This window comes from Streptomyces turgidiscabies Car8, assembly GCF_000331005.1.
Lineage (GTDB): Bacteria > Actinomycetota > Actinomycetes > Streptomycetales > Streptomycetaceae > Streptomyces > Streptomyces turgidiscabies.
In genome coordinates this window covers 1-10,392 of sequence record NZ_AEJB01000248.1, presented here as the reverse complement: position 1 = coordinate 10,392, position 10,392 = coordinate 1, and the positions used below count along the sequence as shown (strand labels likewise).

General features: G+C 70.4%; 9 protein-coding genes. 5 read left to right on the top strand and 4 right to left on the bottom strand.

All coding sequences use genetic code 11. From position 1 onward, the window contains the following. Nucleotides 1-26 precede the first annotated feature (26 nt). The 3 genes from STRTUCAR8_RS16300 to STRTUCAR8_RS16290 form a co-directional block, all read right to left on the bottom strand. The gene (locus tag STRTUCAR8_RS16300; RefSeq protein WP_006376879.1) at nt 27-1,337 is read right to left on the bottom strand and encodes a DUF5667 domain-containing protein; all 1,311 of its coding nucleotides are present in this window, start codon (nt 1,335-1,337) and stop codon (nt 27-29) included. 363 nt (nt 1,338-1,700) lie between these two features. Continuing rightward, on the bottom strand, nt 1,701-2,471 hold the full coding sequence (locus STRTUCAR8_RS16295) for an ECF subfamily RNA polymerase sigma factor, BldN family (RefSeq protein ID WP_044472312.1): 771 nt from the start codon (nt 2,469-2,471) through the stop codon (nt 1,701-1,703). Between the two features lie 451 nt (nt 2,472-2,922). After that, nucleotides 2,923-3,885, bottom strand: coding sequence for an HAD family hydrolase (locus STRTUCAR8_RS16290; protein WP_044472311.1), 963 nt, complete (start codon nt 3,883-3,885; stop codon nt 2,923-2,925). A gap of 147 nt (nt 3,886-4,032) precedes the next feature. Here STRTUCAR8_RS16290 and STRTUCAR8_RS16285 point away from each other — a divergent pair, with 147 nt between their 5' ends. The 5 genes from STRTUCAR8_RS16285 (at nt 4,033) to STRTUCAR8_RS16265 (ending at nt 9,979) form a co-directional block, all read left to right on the top strand. Then, entirely contained in the window at nt 4,033-4,308 is a 276-nt protein-coding gene (locus STRTUCAR8_RS16285; RefSeq protein WP_044472310.1) for a glutaredoxin family protein, read from the top strand. Nucleotides 4,309-4,654: 346 nt separating this feature from the next. Further along, a complete protein-coding gene (locus STRTUCAR8_RS16280) occupies nt 4,655-5,497 on the top strand; it encodes a redox-sensing transcriptional repressor Rex (RefSeq protein WP_006376886.1) in 843 nt (280 codons plus the stop codon). Further along, on the top strand, nt 5,494-7,287 hold the full coding sequence (locus STRTUCAR8_RS16275) for a glutamyl-tRNA reductase (protein ID WP_006376880.1): 1,794 nt from the start codon (nt 5,494-5,496) through the stop codon (nt 7,285-7,287). The genes STRTUCAR8_RS16280 and STRTUCAR8_RS16275 overlap by 4 nt, the downstream gene beginning before the upstream one ends. Further along, the gene (gene hemC, locus STRTUCAR8_RS16270) at nt 7,284-8,276 is read left to right on the top strand and encodes a hydroxymethylbilane synthase (RefSeq protein WP_006376885.1); all 993 of its coding nucleotides are present in this window, start codon (nt 7,284-7,286) and stop codon (nt 8,274-8,276) included. Before STRTUCAR8_RS16275 ends, hemC begins: the two co-directional genes overlap by 4 nt. Beyond that, nucleotides 8,273-9,979 (top strand): bifunctional uroporphyrinogen-III C-methyltransferase/uroporphyrinogen-III synthase, encoded by a 1,707-nt coding sequence (locus tag STRTUCAR8_RS16265; protein WP_006376887.1) that lies wholly within the window; start codon nt 8,273-8,275, stop codon nt 9,977-9,979. The genes hemC and STRTUCAR8_RS16265 overlap by 4 nt, the downstream gene beginning before the upstream one ends. On the opposite strand, the gene STRTUCAR8_RS16260 is transcribed toward STRTUCAR8_RS16265, so the two are convergent. Next, nucleotides 9,976-10,392, bottom strand: a 417-nt coding sequence (locus STRTUCAR8_RS16260; RefSeq protein ID WP_044472308.1) for a hypothetical protein, incomplete at its 5' end; no start/stop codon positions are given. The genes STRTUCAR8_RS16265 and STRTUCAR8_RS16260 overlap by 4 nt on opposite strands.

Below are 10,392 nucleotides of genomic sequence, written 5' to 3'. Positions count from 1 at the left end.
CCCCGAACGTCGTACGGCAGACCGCGTCAGCTCGCGTCCTCGCTGTCGATGCCCAGGCCGGGCAGCAGGCCCGGGAGGAGCGGCGGGAGCGTGACGTCGGGCTCGGTGTCGGACGGGGTGGTCGTCGACGGGGACGCCGTGCCGTTCTCCGCGGGCGGGTCGAGGAGGCCGCCGGTGTTGCCGCCGAGCAGGCCGTCGTTGCCGGCGCCGGACGCGGACGGCTTGGGCTTGCCGCTGCTGGACTCGCGGCCGTCGGTGGAGTCGCCGCCGGTGTTGCTGGGGGCGGCCGACCGGTCGGAACCGGACGAGCTGGTGCTCGACCCCGGTCCGGAGCCCTGCCGTTGGTTTCCGCCGCCCGCACCGCTTCCGCCGTTCCCGGAGGGGGGCTTCGGAAGCAGGGACTGGAGGGGGGCGACCTCTTGGTCTATGGCGTCGAAGACCGACGACACCTCCTGGCTCACGTCCCCGAGCTGCACCGGGAGACGGTCTCGCAGTGCGCCCCAGGCCTCGCGGTGGGAGCGGGAGAAGGCGTCCAGGGCCTGGATGGGGCCCAGGGAGTCGGGGTCGTGCCGATATGCCTCGTGCAGCAGGCGGTGGCCCTCCGACACGTCGTGCCGCATACCGGAGAGGGCGCGGCGGATCTCGCCGAGCGACTCGTGGTCGAGCTGGCCGGCGCGGTCGCGCTCCATCAGTCGGCGGGCCTCGTTGAGGCGTGTCGAGGCCTGGTCGAGGTAGACCTGGCCTCGTTCGCCGGCGCCGTCGGTCAGGTAGTTGAGCTTGATGTCCTCGATGCCGCGCTTGAGGCCGTACAGCGAGTCACCGGGCAGGGCGTCGGAACTGGCAGCGGCGACGCCGCCGAAGGCTCCGGCGGCCACACCCACGCTGAGTCCGCCCGCGGCGAGACCCTTGGTCAGTCGCGTACGGGGTCGCAACTTCCCCAGCCCGCTCGCCCGGTGAGTACCTCCCTTGGCGCGGGAGCGCTGCTCGGGCACCAAAGGGTCCGTCGCCCGGCCTCCCGGTACCGTGCCGTCCCGCAGCATGGCTTCCATCGCGGCCACCAGCTGGGCCCGGTGGACGACCTTGACCGCGGGGTCGAGCACCGGCTTGGGCAGCTCGCCGAGACCGGTCGCGATGGCCACCAGTCGGTTCGGTTCGGTCTGTTCCGCCCGGTGGTCCGCCTGGTGGTCCGCCCGTGCCGCGGGAGCCTGGGCCGGTTCCGGTGCAGCGTCCGGTGCCGGTCCTTCGGGCTGCTCGGCCGCCGAGTCCCGGTCGGACAACTGCTCCAGGGCCTGGGCGAAGGCGTTCGCCCGCCGGTGCGCCGAAACGTTCGCGATCACTGGCGGCACCTCCTCTCGTCATGACGGTCGGCTCCCCAGGGGGTCCTGAGGGTTGCACATCCCTGACCGCGTCAACTCGATCGGGTGATCGAAGACGGCCAGGGAGTGACCACAGGGAGCCTGTATCCCGCACAACGAGTGGCGCGGCACTTGGGTTACGGACGGCGGATGATCGGACCGCGAACTCAACGGACTTTCACGGAAGGTGAGTTGGCAGTCGCTGAGTGTGCGGTCCCCGGGCAGGCGAAAGCGGGACGAGTCCGGCGGGCGGGACGAGGCGCGCCCGGTGATCTTCGGGTGCGGGTGCGGGTGCGGTGCGGGAGTGTCCTGGCGGAGGCGTGCGCGGAGTACCTCGTACGGTGCTCAGCGCGCGTCTTCCGGGAGGAGTCGGGCGAGTGTGCGGACGGCGCGGTACTGGAGGGTCTTGATGGCACCCTCGTTCTTGCCCATCACGCGTGCGGTCTCGGCGACCGACAGCCCGTTGAGGAAGCGCAGGGTCACGCACTCCTGCTGCTGCGGGTTGAGGCGCTTGACGGCGTCGAGCAGAGCGGCGTTCGAAAGGGACTCCAGGACGGAGTCCTCCGGTGAGCGCTCGACCTCGTTGGCGTCCAGCATCTCGCCGGTGGTCACTTCGAGCCGGAAACGGCTGGACTTGAAGTGGTCGGCGACGAGGTTGCGGGCGATGGTGACCAGCCAGGCGCCGAAGTCGCGGCCCTGCCAGGTGAAGGTTCCGATGCGGCGCAGCGCGCGCAGGAACGTCTCGCTCGTCAGGTCCTCGGCGGTGGCCTTTCCGCCCACCCGGTAGTAGATGTACCGGTACACAGTGTCGCTGTACTGGTCGTAAAGGCGGCCGAAAGCGTCGGCCTCGCCGGCCTGGGCACGCTCGACAAGGTCCATCATGCGGGCGCTGTCACTGTCCGCCGCGGGGCGGCGGGTGGTGGCGGCGCCGGTGGCACGACCTCGTCTGCCGACCGCGGCGGTGCCGTCGGCCAGCGCGTAGCACGGGCCGAGTGGTGCGGCGGTGGCGAATGCGGGTACGGCGTACGCGGTGGGGACGAAGCCGCGCAACAGGTCTAGGACCGTTGCGCGCAGCGTAGCCAGGCCCGAGGCGTCAACCCCGACGTGTGGGTACACGGGACTCCCAGAGGCAGAGCTTCCATCACGTGCAGTGCGGGACCTTTCACCCGTCGTAGCGACGGAGGGGTACCGGTTTGCGTCTGAGGAGAATAACGCTTCGTACAGGTGCTGCTACACCCGGTTGCTCAAATCATCGATTACGTCGCTTCTGTTACCTATTGGCGCCCGTTCAAGTGCCGCAGTGTGACAGGTTGTTGATCGATTAAGGTCGAGTTGAGCTTCGCTCGGGGCGTGTTGTGGCTGTGTACGGCCAACGGGACTGGTGGAGGGGTTACGGGGGATTGAGGGGCGAACGGATTTTTCTTCGCCCCCGCCGCCCCTACCCGTCCCATCCCGTTCCTGGGGGCCGCGCCCCCAGACCCCCCTTTCGCGCCGAAAGCGCTCGTCCTCAAACTCCCCCAGAGGGGGGACCCCCAACGGGCTGGAAATGCGGGTCGGCGCTGGACAGTCAGCGGCGGCGGCGGTGGAGGGCGATGGCTGCTGCTGTGCCGCCGGCCACTGCTCCTACGCCGGCCGCTGCCGGGATGCCGACCTTCGCCGCCTTGCGGCCGGTGCGGTAGTCCCGTAGGCGCCAGTCCAGGCGGCGGGCGTGTTTGCGGAGCTTGGTGTCCGGGTTGATCGCGTAGGGGTGGCCAACCAGGGAGAGCATGGGGATGTCGTTGTGCGAGTCGCTGTAGGCCGCGCAGCGGGTGAGGTCCAGGTCCTCCGCCGCCGCCAGGGCGCGTACCGCCTCCGCCTTGGCCGGGCCGTGCAGGGGTTCGCCCACCAGCTTGCCCGTGTACACGCCGTCCACCGACTCCGCGACCGTGCCCAGGGCGCCCGTGAGGCCGAGGCGGCGGGCGATGACCGTGGCGATCTCCACCGGGGCCGCCGTCACCAGCCACACCTTCTGGCCCGCGTCGAGGTGTGCCTGGGCCAGGGCGCGGGTGCCCGGCCAGATGCGTTCGGCCATGTACTCGTCGTAGATCTCCTCGCCGATCGACATCAGCTCGGAGACGCGGTGGCCCTTGACGATGGAGAGGGCGGAGTCCCGGGCGTCCTGCATGTGCTCGGGGTCCTCGATGCCGGCCAGCCTGAACCACGCCTGCTGCCAGGCGAACCGGTAGAGGTCGCGGGACTCGAAGAACTTCCTCTTGTACAGGCCCCGGCCGAAGTGGAAGATCGCGGCGCCCTGCATGACGGTGTTGTCGAGGTCGAAGAACGCGGCGGCGCGCACGTCGCCGAGGACGGGGAACGCCGGTTCCGCCGGTTCCGCGGATCCCTCGTCGGTGTCCGTCAGATCCGGCGCATGCGCCAGTTCCTCCAGCTCCTGGGAGGATTTGCGCGCTGCCTCCGCCGAGGCCTCGCCTGCCAACACGCTTCGCGCCGTGGCGGAGCGCCTACGGGGAGTGAGCCATCCGAGAGCGGCCATGGCGTGAGCATAGCCAGTTTGTTCGGTGCTTCCGGAGTCGTGAGGTTTGAAGGTTGTGAACTCTCCGCGACCGCACAGTTAAACAACTGCCGTCGGCCCGCCGTCGGGCGCCGAGAGGCCCTCCCTCGCGCGCGTGACAATGGGGGTATGAGTCCCCTCTTTCGGCGCGTCGGCCGTCGTACGCCACAGTCCCGGGTCGTCACTCTCATCCGGAAGCCCGGTTGTCATTTGTGTGATGACGCACAGGGAGTTGTCGAGAAGGTGTGCGCCGATCTTGGGGTTTCCTGGGAACAGAAGGACATCACTGAGGACGAGGAACTCCACCGTGAGTACTGGGAGCAGATCCCCGTCGTGCTCATCGACGGCGCCCAGCACACGTTCTGGCGTGTCAGCGAAGAACGTCTTCGCAAAGCCCTCACATAGATTCCCGATCGATTAACCAGTGGTCGAGTTCTGACCAAGTGCTGACCGGGCAGTCCAGGTGGTCCGGAAAGTCGCTTAGGATCGAGTGCGGTTCAGATCTCGGGGGCGGGATTCATGAGGAGTGTGTGAGGTTTTGCCCCCGAACGGTGCCTGTGACGGCGAGGGAAGACGGTGCTTGTGCGCCGGTTCCCCACGCGTGCGCCGGGGGTGCGTGACCCCGGTCACGTTGGGTGGGCAAATCGGACACCATCTTTGTGCACGCGTTCACAAAGACATAGCCTGCACTCGACGGGGCGGTCCAGGAACGTGTGACCGCCTGCAGCCCCGCGCTACCCGCAGGAGCACCGTGGCAACTGGCCGAACTCACCGAACGGCGACCCGCAGCCGAGGGATTCCCGAGGCCACCGTCGCCAGGCTTCCGCTGTACCTCCGTGCGCTGACCGGACTGTCGGAGCGCTCGGTCCCCACGGTCTCGTCCGAGGAACTGGCCGCCGCCGCGGGGGTCAACTCCGCGAAGCTGCGCAAGGACTTCTCTTACCTGGGTTCTTACGGAACGCGTGGGGTCGGCTACGACGTCGAGTATCTCGTCTATCAGATCTCGCGTGAGCTGGGGCTGACCCAGGACTGGCCGGTAGTGATCGTCGGCATCGGAAATCTCGGCGCCGCCCTCGCGAACTACGGCGGCTTCGCCTCCCGTGGATTCCGGGTGGCCGCCCTCATCGACGCCGATCCCGCGATGGCGGGAAAGCCCGTCGCCGGTATTCCGGTGCAGCACTCGGATGATCTGGAAAGGATCATCGCGGACAACGGTGTGTCCATTGGCGTTATCGCCACGCCCGCCGGTGCCGCTCAGCCCGTGTGTGATCGGCTCGTCGCCGCCGGTGTGACCTCCATTCTCAACTTCGCGCCCACCGTGCTGACCGTCCCGGACGGCGTCGACGTACGCAAGGTCGATCTCAGCATCGAGCTGCAGATCCTCGCTTTCCACGAGCAGCGCAAGGCGGGCGAGGAGGCCGACGCGGCAGCTGCCGCCGCTGACGCTGTCGCCGCGGCCGACGCCGTCGCGGCGGTCGCTGCCAAGGGGCGGGGCCGCAGTGGTGGCGGCGCTGGTAACGGTGGTGGCGCCGACAGTGGTGGCGGGCGTGGCAAAGGGCCTGACGGGGATGTTCCCGCCGTGATGCCGGCATGAGTCTCCTCGTCGTCGGGCTGAGCCACCGCAGCGCTCCCGTCAGTGTTCTCGAGCGGGCCGCGCTGTCCCAGGACGCGCAGATCAAGTTGCTTCAGGACACCGTCGCCGCCGAGCCGGCCGCCGAGGCCGCGGTGCTCGCCACCTGCAACCGCATCGAGCTGTACGCGGACGTGGACAAGTTCCACGCGGGTGTCGCCGAGCTGTCCACGCTCCTCGCCCAGCACAGCGGGGTGGGCCTCGACGAACTCACTCCGTACTTGTACGTGCACTACGAGGACCGGGCTGTCCACCACCTGTTCTCCGTCGCCTGCGGGCTCGACTCCATGGTCGTCGGCGAGGGGCAGGTCCTCGGGCAGATCAAGGACTCGCTCGCTCTCGCGCAGGACCTGCACTCCGCCGGCCGGCTGACGAACGACCTGTTCCAGCAGGCGCTGCGGGTCGGCAAGCGCGCCCACTCCGAGACCGGCATCGACCGGGCCGGGCAGTCACTGGTCACCTTTGGGCTCCAGCAGCTGGCGGGCGGCAAGGGCGCCGGGGTTTCGGTGGAATCCTGGGCCGTGGGCAAGAAGGCCCTGGTCATCGGTGCCGGGTCCATGTCGTCCCTGGCCGCCGCCACGCTCGCGCGGCTCGGGGTCGCCGAGATCGTCGTCGCCAACCGCACGCCGGACCGTGCCGAGCGGCTCGCGCAGATCATCAACGAGAACCGCGAGAACAGTCAGTACGCCGGTTACACGGGCGAGGGTGCGGTCGCGTCCGTGTCCGCCCGCGCGGTTCCGATGGAATCGGTGCCGTTCGAGCTGACACGTGCCGATATAGCCGTTTCCTGTACGGGTGCGACCGGGCTCGTCCTCACCGCCGAGGCCATCGCGGCCGCCGTCGAGGGCCGGGTCCCTGCGGACGAGGCCGGGCTGTTCCCCCGTACGACCGCGGCAGGTGACGTACGCGGAGTCCTGCCGCCCACCAGCATCGGCACCGACGACGGGTGTCCGCTGGACCTGGCCGCCGGCCAGGCCGGACAGGCTGTGCAGGAGTCGGCCGGGTTCTCGGTGATGGGCGAGGCCGCCGTCGCCGGGATGGACGCGGCGACGCTGGAGCAGCACGCGGCCTGGGTCGACAACGGCACCGTCGACCGACGGGACGCGGCGCGGCGTACGCCCGACGACGACCGTGAGCTGATCGCCGCGCTCGCCCTGACCGCGGCCACCCTCGGGCGGATTCCCGAGCGGCGGCGCCCCGAGGCGGTGGCCGGTGTGGCGCGACCCCCGGCCGTGCTCTCGCTGCTCGACCTCGCGATGCCCCGGGATGTCGACGCCGCCGCGCACCGACTGCCCGGAGTGCGGCTGGTGGACATCGAGACGCTCGCCGAAGCCTCCGCGGACGTCCCGATGGCGGCCGACGTGGACCAGGTCCGGCGGATCGTCGCCGACGAGGTCGCGGCCTTCGGGGCCGCCCTGCGGGCCGCCCACATCACCCCCACCGTCGTCGCGCTGCGCGCCATGGCCGCCGATGTCGTCGCCGGTGAGATCGCCCGCCTCGACGGGCGGCTGCCCGGGCTCGACGAGAAGCACCGGGCCGAGATCACCCAGACCGTGCGACGCGTGGTCGACAAACTGCTGCACGCGCCGACCGTACGGGTCAAGCAGCTCGCGGCCGAGCCCGGCGGCGCCGGGTACGCGGACGCGCTGCGCACCCTGTTCGACCTCGACCAGGAGACGGTCGCCTCCGTGTCCCGGGCCGACCGGGCCGACGAGAACACCGCGGCGAACGCCGAGAACCGAGGGCGATCATGAGTGAGCCAGCACGAGGGCCGGCGCGAGGAGCGCTGAGACTGGGGACCCGGCGGAGTCAACTCGCCCTGGCCCAGTCCGGACAGGTCGCCGACGCCGTGCGGCGGCTCACCGGGCGGCCCGTCGAGCTCGTCGAGATCACGACGTACGGCGACGTGTCCCGTGAGGACCTCGCCCAGATCGGCGGCACGGGCGTCTTCGTGACCGCCCTGCGCGAGGCGCTGCTGCGCGGGGAGGTCGACTTCGCGGTGCACTCGCTGAAGGACCTGCCGACCGCGCAGCCCGACGACCTGGTGCTCGCCGCGATACCGGAGCGCGAGGATCCTCGTGACGTCCTGGTGGCGCGCGGCGACCTGAAGTTCACCGACCTGCCGCCCGGCGCGCGGGTGGGGACGGGTTCGACCCGGCGCACGGCCCAGCTGAACGCGTACGCGCGTGCCCATGGGCTGAGCGTCGAGGTCGTGCCGGTCCGGGGGAACGTCGACACCCGGATCGGGTTCGTGCGCAGCGGTGAGCTGGACGCCGTCGTCCTGGCCGCGGCCGGGCTGGGCCGCATCGGGCGCGCCGACGAAGTGACCGACTTCCTGTCGGTCGACATGGTTCTGCCTGCCCCTGGCCAAGGGGCCCTGGCGATCGAGTGCAGAGCGGGGAACACCTCCCACGACTCTGACCTGATCGCGGCACTCGGCGAGCTCGACGACCCGGACACCCGGGCCGCCGTGACCGCCGAACGGTCACTGCTCGCCGCCCTGGAGGCCGGTTGCAGCGCCCCTGTGGGCGCGCTGGCCGACCTGCTGGCCGACGGGCAGATTGTCAAGGAGATGCGCCTGCGCGGCGTCGTCGGCACGACCGACGGCTCGACGCTGGTGCAGCTGTCCACCACCGGTCCCGTGCCCGAGACGTACGACCAAGCAATGGCGCTCGGCCGTGAACTCGCAGCCGAGATGCTTGCCAAGGGCGCGGCCGGTCTGATGGGGGAGCGAGCACAGTGAGCCCCACCACCCTTCCCGCCGGTCCGGACCACGGGCACGTCACCTTTCTTGGTGCCGGACCCGGGGATCCGGGACTACTGACTCTGCGCGCCGTCGAGGCGCTGGCCAACGCGGACGTACTGGTCGCCGAGCACGAGGTGCTCGACGTCGTACGCACGCACGCCAGACAAGGCGTCGCCGAGCTCAACACCGAATTGGACACGCCTATTGGCAGCACGTATCCAGGCACAGGCACGCCTCAACTAGCGGTTGTTGACGGCGCGTCAACAAGCGCTGGTGTACCCGCTGTGCGGGATGCCGCACATCTTGTCATGGAGGCCGCGAGGGGTGGCAGGCGGGTCGTGCGTGCGGTGTCCGGGGATCCCGGGCTCGACGCGTACGCCGCCGAGGAGATGCTGGCCTGCGCCCGCGCGGGCGTTCCCTTCGAGGTGGTCCCGGGTGTCGCGGCCGCCGTGGGCGTGCCCGCGTACGCGGGTGTGCCGCTGCGGGACGCACAGGGCGCGGACGTCCGGTTCGTGGACGCCCGTACGGCCTCGGACCGCTGCTGGACCGAGGTCGGGGCGTCGGACGGGACCGTCGTCGTCTCGACCACCCTGGACTCGGTGGCCGCCGCGGCCGGTGAGCTGGTCGCGGCCGGGCGCAAGCCCGACACTCCGCTGACCGTGACGATCGCCGGTACCACGACGCGTCAGCGGACCTGGTCGGCCACGCTGGGGACCATCGCCCAGACGTTCAAGCAGGGCAAGGTGCTGCCGTCGCCCGACGGTGGCCGCCCGGTGATAGCCGTGGTCGGCGAGCGGTTCGCCGCCGCCCAGCGCGAGCAGTTGTCGTGGTTCGAGAACAAGCCCCTGTTCGGGTGGCGGGTCCTGGTGCCCCGTACGAAGGAACAGTCGGCGTCGCTCTCCGACCAGCTGCGGTCCTACGGGGCCGTGCCGCACGAGGTGCCGACGATCGCCGTCGAGCCGCCTCGGACCCCGCAGCAGATGGAGCGGGCGGTCAAGGGGCTGGTCACGGGGCGGTACGAGTGGATCGCGTTCACCTCGGTGAACGCCGTGAAGGCCGTGCGGGAGAAGTTCGAGGAGTACGGGCTCGACGCCCGTGCCTTCGCCGGGATCAAGGTCGCGGCGGTCGGGGAGCAGACCGCCAACGCGTTGATTGCCTTCGGTGTGAAGCCCGATCTGGTGCCCAGCGGTGAGCAGTCGGCCGCCGGGTTGCTGGACGACTGGCCGCCGTACGACCCGGTCTTCGACCCGATCGACCGGGTGTTCCTGCCTCGGGCCGACATCGCCACGGAGACCTTGGTCGCCGGGCTGATCGAGCTGGGCTGGGAGGTCGACGACGTCACGGCCTACCGGACGGTGCGGGCGTCGCCGCCGCCGCAGGAGACGCGGGAGGCGATCAAGGGGGGTGGCTTCGACGCCGTTCTCTTCACGTCGTCGTCCACCGTGCGGAACCTGGTGGGGATCGCCGGCAAGCCTCACAACGTGACGGTGATCGCGTGTATCGGGCCGGCCACGGCGAAGACCGCGGAGGAGCATGGGCTGCGGGTCGATGTCATGGCTCCTGAGCCGTCCGTGCTGAAGCTGGCGGAGGCGTTGGCGGACTTCGGGCTGCGGCGTCGGGCTTCTGCTGTGGAGTCCGGGGATCCGGTGACTCGGCCGAGTGAGCGGCGGCCTGGGGCTCGGCGGAGGCGGACGACTTAGGCCGGGTGCGGTGGGGGCGTACGGAAGTTGCCCGACGACTCCGAGTCGCCGGACTCCTGCGCGCCGAACCCACGGCGTTCCACGCGCACATCGGGGTCGGTGACGTCGTGGACGCCGTAGCGGGGCGACGGCGCCGGGTCGCGCAACCCAAGTCGTACGTCCACAGTCCGTTCACGGCCGTCGACGGTGACAGTCACCCGATGGCCCATGCTGCTGCGCAGATAGGGCAACGCGAGTACCAGCTGCTCGGCACCGAGCCGGTCCCGCAACTGGGCGAGCACAGGGTGGCCCTCGGCCACCGGGGCACCGAACCCCAGGGCGCGCAGGACCTGTTGGTGAACGCCGTCCACCACGCGCGCGGGCAGCGGCTCGACCTGTACGAGACCCACGTTGCCGTCGTGCCGGCTCCCGTA